Raw genomic sequence first — 21756 nt, forward strand, 5'->3', positions numbered from 1 at the left:
GGGGAAGGGAGGCGCGACGCGCCTCGGGCCCTTTTCGTCCATCAAAGCCGATCACGCAAGGCGTACCAGGTCATGGCGAGGAACAGGAGCGGCGCGCGCAGCCACGTGCCGCCGGGAAAGGCGGGCACCTCGAGCCCGCGCAGATCGTCCAGCGTCTCGCCCGACCCGGTGACGCCTTCGGCGTAGAGCCGGCCGGTCCAGTGCGTCATCATCACGCCGTGGCCGGAGAAGCCGGCGATCACGTCGAGGCCGGGCTCGGGCTGCGCGACATAGGGCATGCGCGGCATGGTCACGGCGACCGAGCCGCCCCAGGCATGGGTGAAGCGAACGTCCGCGAGGTGCGGCCAGATGGAGGCGACCTGGCGGCCGATCTGGCCGGCGACATCGCCCGAAGCCGAGGTGTAGGCCTCGCGCCCGCCGAACAGCAGCCGCCCGTCGGCGCTCTTGCGGAAGTAGCGCACCACGAAGCGGGAATCGTCGGCCGCCTCCTCGCCCGGCAGGACGCGGGCCGGCTCGGCCAGCGGCTCCGTGGCGGCGATGAACGAGCGGATCGGCATCACATGGGCGGCGCTCGCCGGCTCGAGCCGCCCGCCATGGGCGTTGGTGGCGAGGAGCACGCGCGCCGCCGACACGGTGCCGCGCGCCGTCCTCGCCTGCCAGAGCCCGCCCGGCCCGCGCGTCAGTGCCTCGATCGGAGTGTCCTCGAAGAGGCGCGCGCCCGCCCGCCGCGCCGCGCGCCCGAGGCCGATCACAAGCTTCATCGGATGGAGATGGCCCGTGCCCGCGTCGCGCAGGCCCGCGTGGTAGACCGGCGAGCCGAGGCGCTCGGCGGTCTCCGCCCGGTCCATGAAGCGCAGGTTCAGATAGCCGAACCGCTCGGCCATGGCATCGGCATGCCGGCGGAACTCGTCGACGTAGCGCGGCTTGTGGGCGAGCGAGATCTGGCCGGGCCGGAAGTCGGCCTCGATCCCCTCGCGCAGCATGGTCTCGCGCAGGCCCGCCTTGGCGTCCTCGGCCATGGCGAAGAGGCGGCGGGCGCGATCGAGCCCGTAGCGGTCCTCCATCTCCTCTGGCCACAGGCGCTGGCCGGTACCGAACTGGCCGCCGTTGCGCCCGGAGGCCCCGTCGCCGAGCCAGGCGGCCTCGCAGAGCACCACGTCGACGCCGGCGCGCGCGAGATGCAGCGCGGCCGACAGGCCGGTGAAGCCTCCGCCGACGATCAGGACGTCGGCGCGGGTCGAGCCGTCGAGGGCAGGGTAGCGCGGCCGCTCGCCGCAGGTATCCTCGTACCAGGAGCGTCCCGGCGAGATCGGGGACTGGTGCGGCTCAGACATTCAGGAGCAGGAACTCGCGCTCCCACGGGCTGATGACCTGCATGAAGGTCTCGTGCTCGCCGCGCTTGATGCCGGCATAGGTGCCCACGAACTCCTTGGACAGGACCTCCTGGAACGCCTCCTCGGCCTCGAACGCGGCCACCGCCTCGAGGAGGCCGCGCGGCAGCGAGATGACGCCGTCCTCGTTGACGGTGCGGTCCGTCGGCTGGTCCGGCTCCACCGCGTTGACCATGCCGAGCCAGCCGCAGGCGAGCGAGGCGGCGAGCGCCAGATAGGGATTGGCGTCGGAGGAGGGCAGGCGGTTCTCGACGCGCCGCGCGGCCGCGTCGGAGGCCGGCACGCGGAAGGCCGTGGTGCGGTTGTCGAAGCCCCAGGCGTTGTTGGTCGGCGCCGACATGCCGTAGGTCAGCCGGCGATAGGAGTTCACGTAGGGCGCCATCATCACCAGCGCCGCCGGCACGAAGCGCTGCATGCCGCCGATGAAGTGGTGGAACAGCGGCGAGGGCGAACCGTCGGCGTTCGAGAAGACGTTGCGGCCGGTCTCCCGGTCCGTCACCGACTGGTGGATGTGCATGGCCGAGCCCGGCTGGCCCTGGATCGGCTTGGCCATGAACGTGGCGTAGATGTCGTGCTTGAGCGCCGCCTCGCGGATCGTGCGCTTGAACATGAAGACCTGGTCGGCCAGTTCCACCGGGTCGCCGTGGCGCAGGTTGATCTCGAGCTGGGCCGCGCCGTCCTCGTGGATCAGCGTGTCGATCTCCAGGCCCTGGCCGTCGGAGAAGTGGTAGATGTCGTCGATCAGCTCGTCGAACTCGTTGATGCCGCCGATCGAATAGGCCTGGCCGCCCTGGATCTGCCGACCCGAGCGCCCGATCGGCGGCGTCAGCGGATAGTCCGGGTCGACGTTGCGGGAGACGAGATAGAACTCGATCTCGGGCGCCACCACGGGGCGCCAGCCCCGATCCTCGTAGAGCTTCATGACGCGCTTGAGCACGTTGCGCGGCGTGTAGCCGACCGCCTCGCCCGCCGTGTCCACCAGATCGCAGATCACCTGCGCCGTGGGATCGCTCTCCCAGGGCACGGCCGACAGCGTGGAAAGGTCCGGCACGAGCTTCAGGTCGCCGTCGTTGGGCGAGTAGCGGAAGGCGCCGGTCTCCTCCGGGTATTCGCCCGAGATCGTGTGCATGAACAGGGCCGAGGGGAGGGCGAGCGAGGTGTTGCCGGTGAACTTCTTGGCCGGCATCATCTTGCCGCGCGCCACGCCCGCCAGGTCGGGCGTGATGCACTCGATGTCCTCGATGCCGCGCACGCGCAGCCATTCGGCGGCTTCCGCCATGGAGCGCACGCCGCGCCGGGAATCCAGGAACAGGGCTCGCTCGGAGGCGGAGGCGGGGGCCGCCGGGGCGAGGCGCGGCCGCTCGCCCACCGCGCGCGCCGCCTTGCCGATCGCCGCTCCGTCGGCGGCTCCGCGCCGCTTGGGCTTGTCGCGCTTGATCTTGGACAAGGCGCCGGCGTCGGATTTGGGCGGTCTGGTGCGGTCGTGCATGCGGTCCTGCGCGCAAGGGACGGTTGGCCGAGCATAGCCGCTCGGCCATCGGGCGGGAAGGCTCCGCCGCGCGCGCCGGAGCCTCCGCTTCACCGATCGGACGGTTCAGTCGCGCGCGGCCAGGACCACGGGGATCATGAGGTCGCCCCAGCTTCCGTCGCCGCCGTGATGGCGGGCGGAGCGCACGAGCTCCACCGAGACGCCCGCCTCGACCGCCCGCATCACCGACTGGTTGAGGCGATGCAGGTCGTTGGCGAGGATGCGCACGGCGTTCTGCGCCTCCTCCGACAAGGCGCTCGTCTGGGCCTCGGCGCGCTCGCGCACGTGGGTGCGGGGACGCTCGATCGGACTGACATTGCTCATGACGGGTGTCTCCTTTCGTTGAAGGGTTCGACGGGGGATCATTCGGCCGCGTGGCGGAACTGGTCCGCCTCGGTGGAGCCGTGCATGGCGGTGGTGGACGAAGCCCCGCCGCCGATCACGGTGGCCACGGCATCGAAGTAGCCGGTGCCCACCTCGCGCTGGTGGCGCGTGGCGGTGTAGCCGTCCGCTTCCGCCGCGAACTCGGCCTCCTGCAGCGCCGCGTAGGCGGCCATCTGGCGGTCGCGATAGCCGCGGGCGAGTTCGAACATGCCGAAGTTGAGCTGGTGGAAGCCGGCCAGCGTGATGAACTGGAACTTGTAGCCCATGGCGCCGAGCTCGCGCTGGAACCTTGCGATGGTCGCCTCGTCGAGGTTCTGGCGCCAGTTGAACGAGGGCGAGCAGTTGTAGGCCAGCATCTGGTCGGGATGCTCGCGCCTCACGGCTTCCGCGAAGCGGCGGGCCTGGTCGAGGTCGGGCTTGGAGGTCTCGCACCAGATGAGGTCCGCGTGCGGGGCATAGGCGAGCGCCCGCGCGATGCAGGGCTCCAGGCCGTTCCTGACGTGGAAGAAGCCCTCGGGCGTGCGGTCGCGGTCGCGGTCCACGAAGGGCCGGTCCCGCTCGTCGATGTCGGAGGTCAGGAGCGTGGCGGCCTCCGCGTCCGTGCGGGCGATCACGAGCGTCGGCACGCCCATCGTGTCGGCTGCGAGCCGCGCCGCCGTGAGGTTGCGGATATGGGCGCCGGTCGGGATCAGGACCTTGCCGCCGAGGTGCCCGCACTTCTTCTCGGAGGCGAGCTGATCCTCGAAATGGACGCCGGCCGCGCCCGCCTCGATGAAGGCCTTGGTGATCTCGAAGGCGTTGAGCGGCCCGCCGAACCCGGCCTCGGCGTCGGCGACGATCGGCGCGAACCAGGTGTCCACCGAATGGCGGCCCTCCGCCGTCTCGATCTGGTCGGCGCGCTGGAGGGTGCGGTGGATGCGCCGGCACAGCTCGGGCGCCGCGTTGGCCGGATAGAGCGACTGGTCGGGATACATCGCGCCGGCCGTGTTGGCATCGGCCGCGACCTGCCAGCCCGACAGGTAGATCGCCTTCAGCCCGGCGCGCACCTGCTGCATCGCCTGGTTGCCGGTCATGGCGCCCAGCGCGTTGACAAAGTCCTCCTCGTGCAGGAGCCGCCACAGCCGGTTGGCGCCGTTCTCGGCCAGCGTGTGGCGGATCGCGACCGAGCCGCGCAGCCGCTCGACATCGGCCACCGCGTAGGGGCGCTCCACTCCATCGAAGCGGCCCTCGGGGGCGCTGGGAACGAGCGTGTAAAAATCGGTCATGGCGGCTGGCCCTCCGTTGTCCTGTCTGCGACGCCGTTTGGTCTCGGCGTCCGTGGAAAGAAATTGACAGGGACGGGCCGCCGCGGCGACGGTGGTTCTCGCGCCACGGTCTTGGATTCGTGTCGGTCTGTCGCGATTTCGACAAGCGCGGCCGTGGGTTTGTCACAGCGTGTGAAGGAGAGGGGCATGGCCGACAACAAGGTGTTCGCCGGCCCCAAGGTGCGCCGCCTGCGCAACTCGCTCGGCCTCACCCAGACCGCGATGGCCGGCACGCTCGGCATCTCGCCGTCCTATCTCAACCTGATCGAGCGCGACCAGCGCCCGCTCACCGTCCAGATCCTCCTGAAGATGGCGCAGGCCTTCTCGGTGGACCTCGCCGAATGGCAGGGCGGCGACCGGGACAAGACAGTGGCCGAGCTGCGCCGCATCTTCGCCGATCCGCTGATCGCCGGCGAACTGCCGGGCGAAGGGGAACTGGTGGAGCTCGCCGACGCCGCGCCCAACGTCGCGGCGGCCCTCGCCAAGCTGCATCGCGCCTACGGCGAGACGCAGGGGCGCCTGTCCGATCTGTCGGCCGCCATGGGCCGGGGCGAGGGGCCGATGCCGGCGCTCTCGCGCCTGCCGCTCGACGAGGTGCGCGAGACGCTGGAAGGGCGTGCCCACCACCACGCGTCGCTGGAGACGGCGGCGGAGGCGCTGCGGGCCGAGATCGGCGCGGGCAGCGACGACTTCGGCGGGGCTTTGCGTCGATGGCTTCGCGAGCGCCACGACATCGCGGTGCGCGTCCTGCCGGTGGAGACCATGCCGCTCTGGCGCCGCCGCTTCGACCGGCACTCGCGCCGCCTGTTCCTGTCCGAGCGCCTCGACGCTGCGGGCCGGCTGCGCGAGATGGCGGCCGAGGCGGTGCGCCTCGCCTTCGGCGCGGTCGTGGAGAGCGAGGTCGCGAGCTTCGGCTTCTCCGGCGACGAGGCGCGGCGCATCGCCATGCGCGAGCTGACGCGCTACGGCGCGCTGGCGACGGTCATGCCCTACGGCCCGTTCGGCGAGGCGGCCGAGGCGCTCGGCTTCGACGTCGAGCGCCTGTCGGCCCGCTTCGGCGCAGGCTTCGCCGATGCCGCCGAGCGGCTCACCAGCCTCCGGCGCCGCGCCGCGCCGGGGCCGCCCTTCTTCTTCCTGGAGGCCGATCCGGTCGGCCACGTGCTCCGGCGCTCGGGCGCGCGCGGATTTCCGGCCGCCCTGTTCGGCGGCCTGTGCGCGCGCCTGCCGCATGCGCGAGCGGGCGAGACGGTGCTGGCGGAACGGGCCGAGATGCCGGACGGAACCGCCTACCTCCTGGTGGCGCGGGCCGAGACGGGGCTCGGCGGCGACTGGCCGGAGCCGGGGCGGCGCACGCGCGTGCTCCTCGGCTGCGAGTGGGAGGCGGCGGCGGGCACGGTCTATGCGCGCGCGCTGGGAACCGGGCGCCCCGTCGGCATCGGACCGGCCTGCCGGCACTGCGAGCGGGAGGCCTGCGCCTCGCGCGCCGAGCCGCCGCTGACGCGGCCCCTGGCGCTGGACGAATGGGTTTCGGGCCTGACCCCTTACGATTTCCGTTGAAACCCCGCCGCAAAGAGCGACATGCAGGTGCTATCGGCCGTGCGGCCGGGCGAGAAGTGGAACGACGATGACGGACACGGCCCCCAAACAGACTGGCAAGACGCAAGGCCTCCAGGACACGATGAGCCGGCAGGGCGCCGCCGCCCGCGTGGTGCAGGGCCTCGTGGACAAGGCGGAGGCGCTGAACCTCCGGTACTCGGCGGTGGGCAACCCGCCGGTCTATCCCACCGACGACTTTCCGTGGGCGCGCGAGGTGGAGGCGGAGTGGCGCCTCATCCGCGCCGAGCTCGACAAGATCCTGGTCCGCAAGGGCGACCTGCCGGCCTTCCACGAGATCTCGTCCGAGGTCCGCTCGATCTCGTCGGACAAGAACTGGAAGACCTTCTTCCTCTGTGGCTACGGCATCCGGTCGGAGGAGGCGATCCGCCAGTGCCCCGAGACCTGGCGGATCCTGCAGAAGATCCCGGGCCTCAAGTCGGCGATGTTCTCGATCTTCGAGCCGGGCAAGCACCTGCCGCCCCATCGCGGCCCCTACAACGGCGTCCTGCGCTTCCATCTCGGCCTGATCGTCCCCGACCGGCCCGACCAGGTCGGCATCCGCATCGCGCAGGAGACGCGCCACTGGCGCGAGGGCGAGGCGCTGATCTTCGACGACGCCTACGAGCACGAGGCCTGGAACCATTCGGACGAGGTGCGGGTCGTCCTGTTCGTGGACTTCGAGAAGCCGCTTCGCTTTCCCGCCAGCCTCGCCAACAAGGCGGTGTTGAACCTTGCCGTGTTCACGCCCTTCATCCGCGAGGGCTACAAGGCGCACAAGGCGTGGGAGAAGATGTTCTACGGCGAAGGGCGCCAGCACCGATGACGGCACCGTCCGCGCCGTCCCCGGCGGGCTGGCGGCCGATGGCGGCGGGCGACGCCCCGGCCGTGGTGGCGCTGGCCGACCGGGTCCACCCGACCTTCCACGAGGACGCGGCGGTGTTCGTGGACCGGCAGCGGCTGTTTCCCGCCGGCTCGCTGGTGCTGCCGGGCCCCGCCGGCACGCTCGCCGCCTATGCCGTCGCCTACCCGGTGAGGCGCTTCGCGCCGCCGCCGCTCGACACGGTGCTCGGCGCGCTGCCGCCGGACGCCGACGCGCTCTACATCCACGACGTCGCGTTGGCGCCGGAATGGCGCGGCCGCGGGCTGGCCGAGCCGGCGATCCGGCGCCTCCTCGCCGCGGCGGCGCCCCTCGGCGCGGCGACGCTCGTCTCCGTCTACGGCACGTGGCCCTTCTGGGCGCGCTTCGGTTTTCGCCGCGTGGACGACCCGGCCCTCGCGCCCAAGCTCGCGAGCTACGGCGCGGACGCGGTGTTCATGCTGCGCGAAACGACCGAGGGCGGATGAAAAACGCCCGCCGGCCCTAGGCAAGGCCGGGTGGTTTGGCGATATTGCCTCGCAATAGAGCGACCCGAGAAAGGTGCCCGTCCGATGCGCATGACCCCCTTCCTCCTGGCCGGCGTCGTCGCGAGCCTCGTTCCCCACGCGGCCGCGGCCCAGGAGAAGGTGCTCAACGTCTTCAACTGGTCGGACTACATCGACACCTCGATCATCGACGAGTTCACCAAGGAGACGGGAATCCGGGTCGTCTACGACACCTACGATTCGAACGAGATCCTGGAAACGCGCCTCCTGGCCGGCGGCAGCGGCTACGACGTGGTGGTGCCTTCGGCCGAGTACCTGTCGCGCCAGATCGAGGCCGGCGTCTTCCAGACCCTCGACCCGTCCAAGCTGCCCAACCTCAAGAACATGTGGCCGCTGGTCTCCGAGCGCGTCGCCGTCTACGACCCGGGCAACGCCCACTCGGTCAACTACATGTGGGGCACCACGGGCATCGGCTACAACGCGGCCAAGGTGCAGGAACTCCTGCCCGACGCCCCGCTCGATTCCTGGGCCCTGGTGTTCGATCCGAAGAACGCCGAGGCGCTGGCGAAATGCGGCATCGACATGCTGGATGCGCCGGGCGAGATCCTGCCTGCGGCGCTCCAGTATCTCGGCCTCGATCCCAACGCCAGCGACGCGGAGTCCATCGGCAAGGCGCAGGCGCTCCTGACCGCCGTGCGCCCCTTCATCCGCAAGTTCCACTCCTCCGAATACATCAACGCCCTGGCGAACGGCGACATCTGCGTCGCGGTCGGCTTCTCGGGCGACGTGTTCCAGGCCCGCGACCGCGCCGAGGAGGCCGGCCGCGGCGTCGAGGTCAGCTACGTCATCCCCAAGGAAGGCGCGATGATGTGGTTCGACCAGATGGCGATCCCCGCCGATGCGCCGCATGTCGAGGAGGCGCACACGTTCATCAACTACATGATGCGCCCGGAAGTGATCGCCAAGGCGACGAACTACGTCTCCTACGCCAACGGCAACCTCGCCTCGCAGCCGCTGGTGGACAAGGCGATCCTCGACGATCCGGCGATCTATCCCGACGAGGCGACCCTGCAGAAGCTCTTCATCAAGCGCCCCTACGACTCGCGGGCGCAGCGGCTGGCGACCCGCGCCTTCACCTCGGTGAAGACGGGCCGCTGAGGGCGCGAGAGCCGGGCGCAGGGCGCCCGGCGAGCGGACGATCGCGACACGAAGGACCGGCATGGCGGGCGCACAGAAATCCCTCGGCAACATCCGCCGCAGCTTCGAACCCTGGAACGACCCCGACGCCAAGCCCCTGATCGAGTTCGACCACGTCACCAAGCGGTTCGGCGCGGCGGTGGCCGTGGACGACCTGTCGCTCGGCATCTACACGCGCGAGTTCTTCGCCCTGCTCGGGCCGTCCGGCTGCGGTAAGTCCACGCTCCTGCGCATGCTTGCCGGCTTCGAGGAGCCGACGGGCGGCGACATCCGGCTGGGCGGCCAGAGCCTGCGGGGCGTGCCGCCGTATCGACGCCCGCTCAACATGATGTTCCAATCCTACGCGCTGTTTCCGCACATGAGCGTGGAGAAGAACGTCGCCTTCGGCCTGCGCCAGGACGGCATGGCGCGATCGGAGATCGAGGCGCGCGTCGAGGAGATGCTGCGGCTCGTCAAGCTCGAGCCCTTTCGCCGCCGCAAGCCGAGCCAGCTTTCGGGCGGCCAGCAGCAGCGTGTCGCGCTGGCCCGCTCGCTCGCCAAGCGGCCGAAGGTCCTGCTTCTGGACGAGCCGCTCGGCGCGCTCGACAAGAAGCTGCGCGAGGAAACGCAGTTCGAGCTGATGGACCTCCAGCAGGAACTGGGGCTGACTTTCGTGATCGTGACGCACGACCAGGAGGAGGCGATGACCATGGCTGACCGGATGGCCGTGATGCGGGCCGGACGGATCTGCCAGGTGGCGCCCCCGGCCGTGGTCTACGAGGCGCCGGCCTCGCGCTACGTCGCGGACTTCGTCGGCAACGTCTCCCTGATCGAGGCCGAGGTGGAGAGCCTGTCGGACGGGATCGCCACGCTGCGCTCGCCGGCCGGGCGCATCGAGGCCGAGACCCCCGCCGCCCTGTCGCCCGGCCAGGCGGTGGTCTTCGCGATCCGGCCCGAGAAGCTGCGCCTGTCTCGCGGCGCCCCTCGGGCGGAGGCGCCCAACACCCTGTCCGGCACGGTCTGGGACATCGGCTATCTCGGCGACGTCACGCTGTTTAACATCAAGCTGGCGAGCGGCGAGACCGTCCGCTCGACCCTCTTCAACACCGCGCGCCACGCGCCCGAGCAGATCGGCTGGGAGGAGGAGGTCACCCTCACCTTCGAGCGCGACGCCGGCGTGGTCCTGGCGGAGTAGGGCGATGACGGACCGGTCCGGCACAGGGGGCGGATGGTGGCGCGCCGGGGTGATCGGCGTGCCCTATCTCTGGCTCGTCCTCCTGTTCCTCGTGCCCTTCGCGATCGTCTTCAAGATCTCGCTGTCGGAGACGACGATCGCGATGCCGCCCTACCTGCCGGCCTTCGCGCTGGAGAACTGGCCGGACTTCCTCGACAACCTGAAGGCGCTGAGCTTCGACAACTACGTCTGGCTCGCCAACGACCCGCTCTATCTCGACGCCTATCTCTCGTCGCTGCGGATCGCCGCGATCTCGACCGGTCTGGCACTCCTGGTCGCCTATCCGCTCGCCTACGCCATGTCGCGCGCCTCGAGCGCGATGCGGCGCGTCCTGGTGATGCTCGTGATCCTGCCCTTCTGGACGAGCTTCCTGATCCGCGTCTACGCCTGGATCGGCATCCTGCGGGGGGAGGGCTACCTCAACCAGGTGCTGCTCTGGACCGGTCTCGTCTCGACGCCGCTCGACATCCTCAACACCGAGACCGCCGTGTTCATCGGCATCGTCTACTCCTACCTGCCTTTCATGGTGCTGCCGATCTACGCCAGCCTGGAGCGGCTCGACGGCCGGCTTCTGGAGGCGGCGAGCGATCTCGGCTGCACGCCGCTGCGCGCGTTCTGGCGGGTCACCTTCCCCCTGTCGCTGCCGGGTGTGCTGGCGGGCGCGTTCCTGGTGTTCATCCCGGCGGTGGGCGAGTTCGTGATCCCCGACCTCCTGGGCGGCTCGCAGACGCTGATGATCGGCAAGACCCTGTGGGACGAGTTCTTCACCAACCGCGACTGGCCGGTGGCCTCGGCGGTGGCGGTGCTGCTGCTTCTGGTGCTCGTGGTGCCGATCATGCTGTTCCAGCGCGTCCAGGCGAGGATCGACTGATGCGGCGCGGCCTCTCTGCCTTCAACGTCGTGTCGCTGGTGGCGGGCTTCGCCTTCCTCTACCTGCCGATCCTGCTCCTGGTGGTCTACTCGTTCAACGCTTCGCAGCTCGTGACCGTCTGGGGCGGGTTCTCGACGCGCTGGTACACGGCGCTCGCGGGCAACCGGCTGTTCCTGGACGCCGCCTTCGTGACGCTGCGGGTGGGAGTCGTGTCGGCGACGCTGGCGACGATCCTCGGCACGCTCGCCGCGCTCGCGCTCGTGCGCCACAAGCGCTTCCGGGGGCGGCTCCTGTTCTCGGGCATGGTGTTCGCGCCGTTGGTGATGCCCGAGGTCATCACCGGCCTGTCGCTGCTGCTTCTGTTCGTGGCCGTCGACTTCGACCGGGGGTTCTGGACCGTGACGCTCGCCCACACGACGCTGACCATGTGCTTCGTGGCCGTGGTCGTGCAGTCGCGGCTCGTCTCGTTCGACCTGTCGCTGGAGGAGGCGGCGCAGGATCTCGGCTGCCCGCCGTGGCGGGCCTTCGTCCTGGTCACGCTGCCGGTGATCTGGCCGGCGGTGGCGGCCGGCTGGATGCTGGCCTTCACCCTGTCGCTGGACGACCTGGTGATCGCCAGCTTCACCTCCGGGCCGGGCGCGACCACCTTGCCGATGCGCATCTACAGCCAGGTGCGCCTCGGCGTGACGCCCGAGATCAACGCGATCTCCACGATCCTGATCGCGGTGGTGGCGGTGGGCGTCGTGGCGGCCTCGCTGCTCACCAAGCGGCAGGAGGTCCGCCGGCTGCGGGACGAGCGGCTGGCCGCCGGCGGCTGACCGTCAGGGCTCGCAGGCGCAGGCGTCGGCATGCGCCGCGGCGATCGCCGCGAAGGTCGCCTCCAGCGCCGCCGGCAGCGGGTGGGGCGGCTCGCGCTCGGCGGCCAGGAGATAGTCCAGGGCCTCGAGATCGGACAGCGCGCGCACGAGGTCGGCGCGGCGGTTCGCGTCCGCCGCCGGGGGCGCCGCCGGGCCGAGAAGGCGCGGGCGCAGCTCCGCCAGAAGACCCAGTGCCGGCCGGGGATCGGGGCGGACCGGGCCGACCAGCGGGATGGCTCCCGTGCGCATCGGATCGGTCTGAGCCGGAGCGTCCAGCGCGCCGGCCGCCTCCGCGCGGTTCGCCAGATCGCGGATCGTGCGCGCGACGTCCTGCTCGCTGGCCAGGGCCGCCGACGCCTTGAGGGGCGGCAGGTCGGGGTCGGAGCTGCCTTCCGACACGCGCACGTCCTGCCGGTTGGCGACCCGCATCACCGGACCGTAGACCTCGCCGTCGCCAAGCCCCACGCTGGAGCGCAGATGCGAGGCGACCAGAGCCTCGCCGGGCCGGTCGGCGGGGGCGAAGCGCGGCAGCGGCGCGGGGCGGAGCGCGGCGCGCGCGGCCACAAGGCTGGCGCGCGCGGCCTCGCGCTGCGCCGCGACCTGGGCCGTCAGCCGGGCGGGCGAGGGCTCGATCCGGGCGGCCTGGGCGCGCAGCGTCTCCAGATAGTCCGCGATCCCGCTGCACAGGAAGGGGGTTTCCTTCTGGGACAGGAAGTCGCCGAGATCCTCGCGGATGCGCGCGGCGATCCAGCGCGCATTGGCGTCGAGCGGCCCGGCGCTGCGGCCGCGCGCCTTGGCAAGCTCCCCCGCCGCGCGCAGCGCCGCCGCGTTGTCGCCGGCTTGGGCGCGGCCGGCCGGGGGAAACAGGAGGCCGCCCGGCAGCGCGGCGTCCGCCGCACCCGCTTCGGTGCCGGCCGCCGCCTTCAAGGCGGCGAACTCGCCGTCGCGGATCGCTGCGAACCGGGCGTGGAAGGCGGTGGCGCATTCGGCCGGCGTCCGGCGCGCGGCGCCCGCGTGGCCGGCGACGGCAACGCTCGGCGTGCGCGTCTCGCCCCCGACCACCAGCACGGAGGAGGCGGCGGCGGGGCCGGCAAGGCCGGCCAGTGCGACGAGGGCGAGGGGCAGGGCGCGTGCGGCGCTGGAGCGGCGAAGGGGTGTTGGGGCCATGGGCGTCCGGTTCCCGGCAAGGAGGCACCCCGCCCGCCGGATCAGATCGGCGCCTCCGGCGCATCGACGGTCATGACCGGGCGGGGCCATTCTCCCCGTATCGTAAACGGAATGGGTTGAGAGGAGGTGAACGCCGAACCCGAGCCCGACGCCTCGACTATCCTGGATTGCGACGTCCCCGAAAGGATCAGGCGACGCGTGTGGGCGTCGATGACGCCCCGCGCTTCGCTGGTCCCCTCGTTCGTGGTCATGGCGAGGGCGTCGAGACGCACGCGCGTGCCCGAGCCTTGCATGGAGGCGGTGAGAGTGCGGAAACTCTGCGCCGGCGCGGCCTTGGTGGCCTCGATCTCGTGCCGGCCCGCGGTGCGCATCAGCTCGGCCGGGAAGCCGCGCAACCGGCCGTCGGCGACACGCAGCGACAGCGTCGAGCGCCCGCCGGCCAGGAGTTCGCCCCAGCTGGAGGCGGGGCCGGCGAGCGTCACGTCCAGATCGGCGGAACCCATGGAGACGGGGAGCGGAACGCCCGACAGGGCGTCGAGCTCCGCCATGTTGACGGCCGACAGGCGCAGGCTGGCGTCGAGGGCCGGATGCCCGTCCACGGCGGCGAAGCGCAGCCGAAGGCCGCCTCGGCCGCCGAGCGCGGCCATGTCGCCGATGTCGAGCGTGGCGGACCCGCCGGCGACCTTGATCGCGGCCGCGAGCTCGGCCGCGGCCACGGGTCCGATCTGGGCGCGCTCGGCCGACAGGCGAAGGTCGATGTCGAGGTCGCGGCCGAGCTCGAAGCGCACGGGCCGCTGGAGGTCCAGGACATTGCGGGGAACGGGCGCGACGGCCTGGAAGGCACGTCCGAGATCGAGATGGGCGAAGGCGAGCGTCCCCGACAGGGAGCGTCGCCCCTTGGCGCCGGACAGGTCTGCCTCCATGGCGCCACGTGCGGTGTTGCCGCCGAGATCGAGCTGCACGGCGCCGAGGTTCAGCCGCTCGCCCGACAGCTCGATCCGCGTTTCCAGCGCCAGGGCGCCGAGATCGGGAACCGATGGTTCGCCCAGCCAGCGCGCCGCGCGCGACAGCGACGGCGTCGACAGCTTCAGGACGCCCGACAGGCGCAGGGGATCGGCGCCCGTGCCCTCGCCGGAAAAGCCGATCTCGCCGGACGGGCCCGACATGACGACGCGCAGCGGGCTCGCCTCGCCGCGGAAGAACGGCACCGGCCGGTCGATCTGCCCCTGCACCTTCGCGGGCTGGCCGTTCCAAACGAAGCTACCCGACAGGCTGGCGGGGGACCCGGCGCCCGCCCAGCGGAAATCGAGATCGGCGCTGGACACCGCGCCCGCCATGCCGGGCAGGCGAACCAGGCCGTCGCGCAGCCGCAGCTCGCCGAGGCCCTCGAACCGTGCGAGCAAGGCGCGCAGCGTCGCTCGCCCGTCTTCGGACGGACCCGAGGGAGGCGGTGCCGGCGCCGTCGCCGGGGCCGGGCCGGCGGCGGGGCTGGCGGAGGCGACGGGCGGCTCGGCGGGGCCGAGCTCCGGCCGCACCAGGGTGACGCGCCGGATCTCGGCCTTGCCGGTCAGGGCGTCCAGAAGGTTGAAGTCGGCCTCCAGACGGTCGATGTCGAGCTGCATGGCCGCGCCGTCCGACACGGTCAGCGCGCGCACGTCTGACAGGATTACGCTGGGGCGCGGCAGCAGCGCGAACTCGGCCGAGCCGACGACGCTCACCGGCGCGCCGACGAGCCGGCCGAGCCGCGCCTCGATCTCGGCCTGGGCCGCGGGCAGGGTCAGCGGAAACGTGGAGAAAGCGGCGGCCAGTCCGCCCGCCCCGACCAGCGCCACGGCTCCTGCGATCGCGAGCGGCCGCTTCCGGGCACGGCGCGGGACCCCGTGCGTCGGGGCACCGGGGGACGGATCGCGCGCTGAGGTCAAGAACGGCCTTTCGGGTGGCGGAATCAGGGGTCGACGGTTCCGGAGGGACCCGCGCGCATCCTGCTTGTTTCGCACCGAATTGTGCCGGAGCCAAGGCGTGCCCGACGCCGGGTCGCACGAGGCCCGTCAGGGCGCGCGCCCAACGTCCTCGCCCGCCAGGCTGCGTGTCAGCACGATCACCGGCAGGATGCCGGTCGCCACGATCAGGAGCGCGGCGACGGCACCGTCCTCGAAGGCGGCGCGCGAAGCCTGCGCGTAGACGAAGGTCGCCAGCGTATCGAAGTCGAAGGGGCGGAGCAGGATCGTCGCCGAGAGTTCCTTGGCCGCCTCCACGAAGACGAGCAGCCCGGCGGTCAGCAAGGCCGGGCGCATCAGCGGCAGCAGCACCCGCCGCAGCGTGCCGCCCGGCCCGCGCCCCAGCGCGCGCGAGGCCATGTCGAGATGGGGCGAGAGCTTGGCGAAGCCGTTGTCGAGCGAGCCGTGGCCCATGGCCATGAAGCGCGCCGTGCAGGCGAAGACGATGGCAAAGCCCGAGCCCGACAGGAGGAGCCCGGTGGACAGTCCGAACCAGTCCCGCATCCGCGCGTCCAGCGCGTTGTCGAAGGCTGCGAAGGGAACCAGGATGCCCATGGCGAGGATCGTCCCCGGAACGGCGTAGCCGAACGCGGCGAGCCGCGACAGGACGCGCAAGGGCCGCGCGTTGGTGAGGCGGATGCCGTAGGCGACCAGGAAGCCGATCGCGACCGTCAGGACCGCCGTCGAGGCGGCGACCGCCACCGTGTTCTCCAGGGCCCGCCAGAGCCGCGGATCGGCGAAGTCGCCGGGTCGCCGCCACGCATGGCCTACGAGCACGACGAAGGGGACGCCGAAGCCTGCGGCGATCGGAAGGAGACAGGCGAGGGCGGCGCCCCAACCCCGCAGGCCCTGCAGCGGCTCGGCTCCGGCGCGCACCGCGTCGCCCCGCGCGGCCGAGAACCGCTGGTGCCGGCGGGCGAAGCGTTCGGCCCAGAGCAGCGCCAGGATCACGCCGAGCATCAGGAGCGCGATCTGCGTCGCGCCCGCGAGGTCGCCCCGGTTGAGCCAGGTCGAGTACACGGCGAAGGTCAGCGTCTGCACGCCCAAGAATTCCACGGCCCCGATGTCGTTGACGGTCTCCATCAGCACCAGCGCGACGCCGACCGCCACCGCCGGCCGGGCCATCGGAAGCAGCACGGTGAACAGGACGCGCCACGGCCCGGCCCCCAGCGTGCGCGCCACGTCCGCCGCCTTGCGCCCCTGCATCAGGAGCACGAGGCGCACGGTCAGGAAGACGTAGGGGTAGAGGACGCTGGACAGGACCAGCACCGCCCCGCCGGGGGAGCGGATGTCGGGGAACCAGTAGTCGGTGCGCCCGGTCCATCCGAACGCCGCGCGCAGGCCCGACTGGACCGGGCCGACATAGTGCAGCAGCTCGTTGAAGCAGTAGGCGGCGATATAGGTCGGCACCGCCAGCGGCAGCACCAGCGCCCAGGCGAAGACGCCCCGGCCGGGAAAGCGGAAGCTCGTCACCAGCCAGGCGGTGAACGTGCCCACCAGCGCCGTGACGAGGCCGACGCCCGCCATCAGCGCCAGCGTCGTGACCGTGGCGCGCGGGAGCACGGTGCGGGCGAGATGGCTCCAGTTGTCGGCCGTGCCGGTGAGCGCGATGGCGACGAGCGACAGGACCGGCAGGGCCACGAGCAGGGCCAGCGCGCCCGCCGCGGCCAGAAACAGACGTTCCGACCCGGCGCTCCGGCGCAGCGCCGGCGTCTGGGTCTCCAGCCGCAGTTCGCTCACCGCCGCGCCTGCGGTCGGCGCCGGGGCACGGGCGACAGGTCGCCCGCCCGTGCCCCGGCCGGATGCGAACCCGCGGTCAGGACTTCGGGCCGCCGTCGAAGCCGACCTCGTCGATCAGTTCCGAGGCTCGGGCGCGATGGGATGCGATGTCGCTCAGCGGCAGCGCGTCGGCCTTCAGCTCGCCGAAGCTCGCGACCGTCTCCGACAGCGCGACGCCCGGCTTCAGCGGGTACTCGTAGTTAACCTCGGCATAGATGCGCTGGGCCTCGTCCGTGGCGAGGAATTCCATGAAGCGGACCGCGTTGTCGCGGTTGGGCGCGTGCCGTGCCAGGCCCATGCCGGAGATGTTGACGTGGGTGCCGCCTGTCTCGAAGGTCGGCAGGATCACCTTGATCGCCTCCGCCCACTCCTTCTGCTCGGGCTCCTTCTCGTTGTTGCGCATCAGTCCGACGTAATAGGTGTTGCCGACGGCGATGTCGCACTGGCCGGCGGCGACGTTGCGCGCCTGGTCGCGGTCGCCGCCCTCCGGGGCGCTGGCCAGGTTGTCGCGCAGGCCCGTGAGCCAGGTGCGGGTCTCCTCCTCGCCGTGATGGGCGAGATAGGCGGCGACCAGAGCGACGTTGTACTGGTGCTGGCCGGAGCGGATGCAGATCCGACCCTTCCACTTCGGGTCGGCGAGGCTCTCGTAGGTGATGGCCTCGTCGGCGACGCGCTCCTTGGACGCGTAGAGGACGCGCGCGCGGGCGGTGACGCCCGACCATTCCCGGCCTGCGTCGCGATAGGCGGCCGGGATGTCCGCTTCGATCGCCGCGTCCTCCAGCGGCTGGAGCACGTCGGCCTGCTTGGCGGCGTCGAGGCGCCCGATGTCGACGGTGAGCACGACGTCGGCCGGCGAGTTCGCCCCTTCCGCCTTGATGCGCTCCTCCAGGCCCCGTTCGATGAAGATCGTCGCCGTGGACAGGCCGGTCTCGCGCGTGAAGGCGTCGAGAAGCGGCTGGATCAGCGCGGGCTGGCGCGAGGAGTAGATGTTGACGTCCGCCGCCCGGGCGAGGGAGGGCGCCCCGAGCGCGAGGGCGCAGGCACCCAGTCCGAAGGCGGCACGGCTCGAAAGAAGCATGGTCATCGTCGGATCCTCGGGGCGGCGTCCGCCTCGGGCGGCGGTCGCGGGAAGGGCGGCGAAGCCGACGCTCCGCCGGGCGGGACTGCGAAACCTGCGGTCCGCAGTCCGGTTTTGATGCCCGACGCGATTTCACGAATCAAGACGATCCGGCAGTAACGTTTCGTTCAACTTCTTGTTTGGAACGGTTCTACAAGTAACGGATAATAATAACCAATGCGAACGATCGGCCGACCCGTCAGTCCGCCAGCACGCGCGGCGGGGGGAACACGATCTCCACGGCGGTTCCCTCGCCGGGCGTCGAGGCGATCGAGAACTGCGCCCGGTTCGCTTCGGCCATCGCCTTGGTCAGGGGCAGGCCCAGGCCGGTGCCGCCGCCCCGCTCGTCGCGGGTGGCATTGACCTGCTGGAACGGCGTCAGCGCGATCTCGATCTCGCGCTCGGTCATCCCGATGCCCGAATCACGGAAGCGCAGAGCCACCTCGCCGCCCGCGCCGTAGTGGGTCGAGGCGACGATCTGGCCGCCGGCCGGCGTGAAGCGCACGGCGTTGGCGATGAGGTTGAGGGCGATCTGGCGCACGGAGCGGCGGTCCGCGACCACGCTGGGAACGGTGGGCGGCAACACGGAGCGCACGATCACGCGCTCGCGGTTCGCCTGCGGCTGCATCAGCGAGACGACCTCGGCCACCACCTCGTTCAGCGAGACCGCCTCGAAGGCGAGGTCCACCTTGCCCGCCTCGATCTTGGAGATGTCGAGGAGGTCGTTGACGAGGTCGAGCACGTGGTGCCCCGACCGCTTGATGTCACCGAGATACTCCAAGTACCGCTCGTGGCCGATCGGGCCGAAGCACTCGGAGGCCATGACGTCGGCGAAGCCGATGATGGCGTTGAGCGGCGTGCGCAGCTCGTGGCTGATATTGGCGAGGAAGCGGCTCTTGTGCAGGCTGGCGTCCTCGGCCAGCCGCCGCGCCTCGATCAGTTCGGCCTCGGCGCTCTTCCACTGGGCGATGTCGCGGATCACGACGCACCAGCCGCGGCCTTGGCTGAGGCGGCCGAGCGTCATGAAGAGCGGGATCGTGCCCTCGTTTCCGGCGACCCGCGCCTCCACCTCGCGCCCGTCGTTGAGGATCGAGGCGAGACCGTTGTCGCGCAGCGTGCCGATGTAGTCGCTGAGGCTCTGGCGGCTGTCCGGCGCGAGCAGGTCGTGCAGCGGCATGCCGGCATAGGATTCGGGACGCAGGCCGAACAGCGCCTCGGCCGCCCCGTTCATCTTGCGCAGGCGTTCGCCCTCGTCGAGCAGGAGGATGCCGTCGGTGGCGGTGTCGAGCACCGCCTGCAGCTCCTCCACCTCGCCCTGGAGGTCGACCAGGATCGGGGTCATGTCCTCGTCCGGCTTCGCCTCCACGGGCGGAAAGGACATCAGGAGGCAGGACCGGCCCGCGACGCTGATGCGCTGGAGATGCAGGCGCGCGCGCTCGAACGTGCCGTCGGCGCACAGGATCACCGCATCGTCGTCGCCGGTCTCAGAGCCGGAGGTCTGCACGAGGTGCCCGAGGCCGCCGGCGGCCTCCAGCGCGTCGAGATCGTCGTAGCGCGTCAGGGCGAAGAAGCGGCGGTTAGCGAAGATCAGCCGCTCCTGCATCTGCACGAGGACGGCGAGCGGCAGCGCGTCGAGCATGTCCTCCAGCTCCTGCACCGGCAGGAGGAGCGTCGCGCCGTCGTCCGCCGCGTGGACGTCCGGCTCGGACGCGGGCGGCGCCACGGGCTCGGGCCGCTCGGCCGGCGCGCGCAGGCCGAGTTCGGCCCCGATCGCCCGGAACGCGGCGGCCTCGGCGTTCGACAAGTTGGCCTCGCGCCGCCGCCGTTCCGCCGCCGTCTCGTCGGTGGGAGCCGGGGGAGACGCACGACGCCCGAAGGCCGGCGCGACGTCGCCGTCCGTCCCTTCGGCCGCCTCGTCGGTCACCGCCCCAACGCTCGCCTCGGCGCGCAGCGCACGCTCGGGCAGGGCGAGGGCGAGGCCGATCGCCGCCGGGTCGCTCTCGTGCTCGCCCGGGCGCACCACGCCGAAGCCCCTGAAGCCCAGGAATTCGCGCTCGCGACTGTAGATCGGCAGGCCCGCCAGGTCGATCGGCGCCCGTTGGTCGGTGCCCTCCAGCGGCCAGAGGATGGTGCGGCCCGACCAGGTGTCGCGGCGCAGGAGCAGGCGCTCGATCTCGCCGCTCTCGTCGAAGCCGAAGACGCGGGCGACGTCGGCGAAGGGGCGGCCGATCACGTCGGCGGCTCGCGGGCCGACGGCCGCGGCGAATTCCGGCGACATCTGCGAGAAGCAGGCCTCGGCGTCGGTCTGCCAGACGAAGCGCACCGGCTCGGCGTCCAGTGTGGCGCGGAACGGTTCGGCCAGGGCCACCGGGGTCGAGGCGGCGGCGGGGGAGGCGCCAGGCAGGGGGGAGGACGGGGCGGTGGAGCCTTCCGCCGGCGCGGGAGCGGGCGCGGCCGGCTCGTCGGCCTCGGGGATCTCGTGCCCGGTCTCGTTCGCGGCGGCCGGAGCCGCATCGTCCGGCAGGCTATCCGCGAGCGGGGCTTCGCGCTGCGCGGGCGGGGCCTCGGCGACCGTTGCTTCCGGCCCCGCGACCCGCTCTGCCGCCGGATCGGCGACCTGCGGGGCCTTCGCAGGTCCGGCCGCGGGGTCGCTCTCGCCGGGCGCCGCGCCCGGCATGTCGATATGGATCAGCACCAGCCCGTCGCCGACGCGCGCGAAGGACAGGGCGCCCGCCTCGTCCTCGACCACCAGGCGGTCCTCGTCCGCCGCCAGGAACTCGCGCCCCTGCACGGCGAGAAGCGAATGCTCGTCCTCGGGCAGGCGCGGCGTCGCGGCCACGATGCCGTCTCGCCCGACGACGCAGGCCAGCGCCTCCGACAGGCCGGCATCGCGCAGGAGATCGGCCGCCTGCTCCTCGACGGGCGACGCCACGGTTCCGAGCTTCACCGAGAGGAGCGCCAGATGGGCGCCGTCGGCGGTGATCGCCTCCAGCCGCGCCAGGAGCGCCCGTCCCAGCCCGCTGCCTTCGGGCGGGCGCAGGAGGAGCTGCGTGCGGCCCTTCCCTGCGAAGGCCTGGCGCGCCGAACGGATCTGGCGCATGACGTCGTCGTCGCCGGCCGCGTCGGCGCGCCCGAGCAGCCGGGCGCCGGCGCTGTTGCACCACAGGACGTCCGCCAGGCCGGCGTCCAGCACCGCCACGGCCGAGCCGGCCGAAGCGGCGGCACGGACGGACTTCAGCGCCATGATGTCGAGGGCGGACGGAATGGGCTCGGCTCCCAGGAACGTCGATCGGTTACCGATCCGTTAATAAGGCCCCCGCGAGATCAAATCCAGAACCTCGACCGGGTTCGGCGGTTCAAAGCCGGGGCAAGGTTAACACGGCCGGCCGATTGCGCGCCGGGGCCTGTTCCCTCGCCGATCCTCGCCCCTAGTTTGTGTTGCGCGGGCTATGGATCCGCCATCGTCCGGCCGAGGAGAACGCCGACATGTCCGATACCGAGAACTTCAACTCCGGGGATCCGGCGCGCGACGCCTTCGACAGCGCTCAGCGCGCGCAGGCCGCCATGGGGCTCGACCCGTCCAAGATGGGCGAGGCCTTCCGGACCATGACCCAGAAGTCGATCGAGCAGTCCAAGGAAGCCTATGCGCGCATGAAGTCTGCCGCCGACCAGGCGACGCAGACGCTGGAGGCGACGGTGGAGAACGCCCATTCGGGCTCGCTCAACCTCACCAAGCGCGCCATCGAGGGCATGCGGGCCCAGGCGGAGATGAACTTCGCTCACATGGAGAAGCTCGCCTCGGCCAAATCCATGGCCGAGTTCATGGAGCTCCAGACCAGCTATCTGCGCCGTCAGGTCGAGCTCGTGGCCGACCAGGCGAAGGAGATGCAGACGCTGTCGCAGAGCGTGGCGCAGGACGTGATCCGTCCGGCGCGCGACGCGGCGCAGAAGGCGACCGGGCAGGATCGTTTCTGAGCGAGGGGCGCGCGGGCC

Annotated in this window: 17 protein-coding genes; 8 read left to right on the forward strand and 9 right to left on the reverse strand. The window is 71.6% G+C overall.

Annotated elements, in window-relative coordinates; translation table 11 throughout:
* Positions 1-41 precede the first annotated feature (41 nt).
* The 4 genes from D3218_RS12195 to aceA form a co-directional block, all read right to left on the reverse strand.
* Positions 42-1334, reverse strand: coding sequence for an NAD(P)/FAD-dependent oxidoreductase (locus D3218_RS12195; protein WP_119540367.1), 1293 nt, complete (start codon positions 1332-1334; stop codon positions 42-44).
* Positions 1327-2838: a glutamine synthetase family protein gene (locus D3218_RS12200; protein WP_425359306.1), complete on the reverse strand. Its 1512-nt coding sequence runs from the start codon at positions 2836-2838 to the stop codon at positions 1327-1329. The genes D3218_RS12195 and D3218_RS12200 overlap by 8 nt, the downstream gene beginning before the upstream one ends.
* A gap of 147 nt (positions 2839-2985) precedes the next feature.
* Positions 2986-3243, reverse strand: coding sequence for an SMc00767 family acetate metabolism repressor (locus D3218_RS12205; protein ID WP_119540369.1), 258 nt, complete (start codon positions 3241-3243; stop codon positions 2986-2988).
* 38 nt (positions 3244-3281) lie between these two features.
* Positions 3282-4568 carry an isocitrate lyase gene (aceA, locus tag D3218_RS12210; RefSeq protein WP_119540370.1) on the reverse strand — a complete coding sequence of 429 codons (1287 nt, stop codon included), beginning with the start codon at positions 4566-4568 and terminating at the stop codon, positions 3282-3284.
* A 186-nt stretch (positions 4569-4754) separates the two neighbouring features.
* Between aceA and D3218_RS12215 the strand changes: the two genes are divergently transcribed.
* From D3218_RS12215 to D3218_RS12245, 7 genes are all read left to right on the forward strand, one after another.
* Positions 4755-6164, forward strand: coding sequence for a helix-turn-helix domain-containing protein (locus D3218_RS12215; RefSeq protein ID WP_119540371.1), 1410 nt, complete (start codon positions 4755-4757; stop codon positions 6162-6164).
* A 67-nt stretch (positions 6165-6231) separates the two neighbouring features.
* Positions 6232-7026: an aspartyl/asparaginyl beta-hydroxylase domain-containing protein gene (locus tag D3218_RS12220; RefSeq protein WP_119540372.1), complete on the forward strand. Its 795-nt coding sequence runs from the start codon at positions 6232-6234 to the stop codon at positions 7024-7026.
* Complete coding sequence (locus D3218_RS12225) at positions 7023-7547, forward strand: GNAT family N-acetyltransferase (RefSeq protein ID WP_210209673.1); 525 nt, start codon at positions 7023-7025, stop codon at positions 7545-7547. The genes D3218_RS12220 and D3218_RS12225 overlap by 4 nt, the downstream gene beginning before the upstream one ends.
* An 84-nt stretch (positions 7548-7631) precedes the next feature.
* Positions 7632-8723 (forward strand): polyamine ABC transporter substrate-binding protein, encoded by a 1092-nt coding sequence (locus D3218_RS12230; protein ID WP_119540373.1) that lies wholly within the window; start codon positions 7632-7634, stop codon positions 8721-8723.
* Positions 8724-8784: 61 nt separating this feature from the next.
* Positions 8785-9936 carry an ABC transporter ATP-binding protein gene (locus D3218_RS12235; RefSeq protein WP_119540374.1) on the forward strand — a complete coding sequence of 384 codons (1152 nt, stop codon included), beginning with the start codon at positions 8785-8787 and terminating at the stop codon, positions 9934-9936.
* A 4-nt stretch (positions 9937-9940) separates the two neighbouring features.
* Positions 9941-10846, forward strand: a complete 906-nt coding sequence (locus D3218_RS12240; protein ID WP_119540375.1) for an ABC transporter permease subunit — start codon at positions 9941-9943, stop codon at positions 10844-10846.
* Entirely contained in the window at positions 10846-11664 is an 819-nt protein-coding gene (locus D3218_RS12245) for an ABC transporter permease (RefSeq protein ID WP_119540376.1), read from the forward strand. Before D3218_RS12240 ends, D3218_RS12245 begins: the two co-directional genes overlap by 1 nt.
* A gap of 3 nt (positions 11665-11667) precedes the next feature.
* On the opposite strand, the gene D3218_RS12250 is transcribed toward D3218_RS12245, so the two are convergent.
* The 5 genes from D3218_RS12250 to D3218_RS12270 all read right to left on the reverse strand — a co-directional run bounded on the left by D3218_RS12250 (position 11668) and on the right by D3218_RS12270 (position 21007).
* Entirely contained in the window at positions 11668-12870 is a 1203-nt protein-coding gene (locus tag D3218_RS12250; RefSeq protein WP_119540377.1) for a hypothetical protein, read from the reverse strand.
* Between the two features lie 41 nt (positions 12871-12911).
* On the reverse strand, positions 12912-14702 hold the full coding sequence (locus D3218_RS12255; protein WP_119540378.1) for an AsmA family protein: 1791 nt from the start codon (positions 14700-14702) through the stop codon (positions 12912-12914).
* Between the two features lie 216 nt (positions 14703-14918).
* The gene (locus tag D3218_RS12260) at positions 14919-16607 is read right to left on the reverse strand and encodes an ABC transporter permease (protein WP_119540379.1); all 1689 of its coding nucleotides are present in this window, start codon (positions 16605-16607) and stop codon (positions 14919-14921) included.
* A 76-nt stretch (positions 16608-16683) separates the two neighbouring features.
* Complete coding sequence (locus D3218_RS12265; RefSeq protein ID WP_425359307.1) at positions 16684-17730, reverse strand: Fe(3+) ABC transporter substrate-binding protein; 1047 nt, start codon at positions 17728-17730, stop codon at positions 16684-16686.
* Between the two features lie 232 nt (positions 17731-17962).
* Positions 17963-21007, reverse strand: a complete 3045-nt coding sequence (locus D3218_RS12270; protein WP_119540380.1) for an ATP-binding protein — start codon at positions 21005-21007, stop codon at positions 17963-17965.
* A 242-nt stretch (positions 21008-21249) separates the two neighbouring features.
* On the opposite strand from D3218_RS12270, the gene D3218_RS12275 reads away from it, so the two are divergent.
* On the forward strand, positions 21250-21738 hold the full coding sequence (locus D3218_RS12275; protein ID WP_119540614.1) for a phasin family protein: 489 nt from the start codon (positions 21250-21252) through the stop codon (positions 21736-21738).
* Positions 21739-21756 lie beyond the last annotated feature (18 nt).

Origin of the sequence: Aureimonas flava (assembly GCF_003583935.1) — a bacterium.
GTDB classification, from domain to species: domain Bacteria; phylum Pseudomonadota; class Alphaproteobacteria; order Rhizobiales; family Rhizobiaceae; genus Aureimonas; species Aureimonas flava.

What these genes read in the sequence shown, in the direction of transcription:
- D3218_RS12225 (WP_210209673.1), top strand. Translation starts at nt 7,023, where the DNA reads ATGACGGCACCGTCCGCGCCGTCCCCGGCGGGCTGGCGGCCGATGGCG.
- D3218_RS12245 (WP_119540376.1), top strand. Translation starts at nt 10,846, where the DNA reads ATGCGGCGCGGCCTCTCTGCCTTCAACGTCGTGTCGCTGGTGGCGGGC.
- D3218_RS12275 (WP_119540614.1), top strand. Translation starts at nt 21,250, where the DNA reads ATGTCCGATACCGAGAACTTCAACTCCGGGGATCCGGCGCGCGACGCC.
- D3218_RS12250 (WP_119540377.1), bottom strand. Translation starts at nt 12,870, where the DNA reads ATGGCCCCAACACCCCTTCGCCGCTCCAGCGCCGCACGCGCCCTGCCC.
- D3218_RS12205 (WP_119540369.1), bottom strand. Translation starts at nt 3,243, where the DNA reads ATGAGCAATGTCAGTCCGATCGAGCGTCCCCGCACCCACGTGCGCGAG.
- D3218_RS12195 (WP_119540367.1), bottom strand. Translation starts at nt 1,334, where the DNA reads ATGTCTGAGCCGCACCAGTCCCCGATCTCGCCGGGACGCTCCTGGTAC.
- D3218_RS12220 (WP_119540372.1), top strand. Translation starts at nt 6,232, where the DNA reads ATGACGGACACGGCCCCCAAACAGACTGGCAAGACGCAAGGCCTCCAG.
- aceA (WP_119540370.1), bottom strand. Translation starts at nt 4,568, where the DNA reads ATGACCGATTTTTACACGCTCGTTCCCAGCGCCCCCGAGGGCCGCTTC.
- D3218_RS12270 (WP_119540380.1), bottom strand. Translation starts at nt 21,007, where the DNA reads ATGGCGCTGAAGTCCGTCCGTGCCGCCGCTTCGGCCGGCTCGGCCGTG.
- D3218_RS12265 (WP_425359307.1), bottom strand. Translation starts at nt 17,730, where the DNA reads ATGACCATGCTTCTTTCGAGCCGTGCCGCCTTCGGACTGGGTGCCTGC.
- D3218_RS12215 (WP_119540371.1), top strand. Translation starts at nt 4,755, where the DNA reads ATGGCCGACAACAAGGTGTTCGCCGGCCCCAAGGTGCGCCGCCTGCGC.
- D3218_RS12230 (WP_119540373.1), top strand. Translation starts at nt 7,632, where the DNA reads ATGCGCATGACCCCCTTCCTCCTGGCCGGCGTCGTCGCGAGCCTCGTT.
- D3218_RS12240 (WP_119540375.1), top strand. Translation starts at nt 9,941, where the DNA reads ATGACGGACCGGTCCGGCACAGGGGGCGGATGGTGGCGCGCCGGGGTG.
- D3218_RS12235 (WP_119540374.1), top strand. Translation starts at nt 8,785, where the DNA reads ATGGCGGGCGCACAGAAATCCCTCGGCAACATCCGCCGCAGCTTCGAA.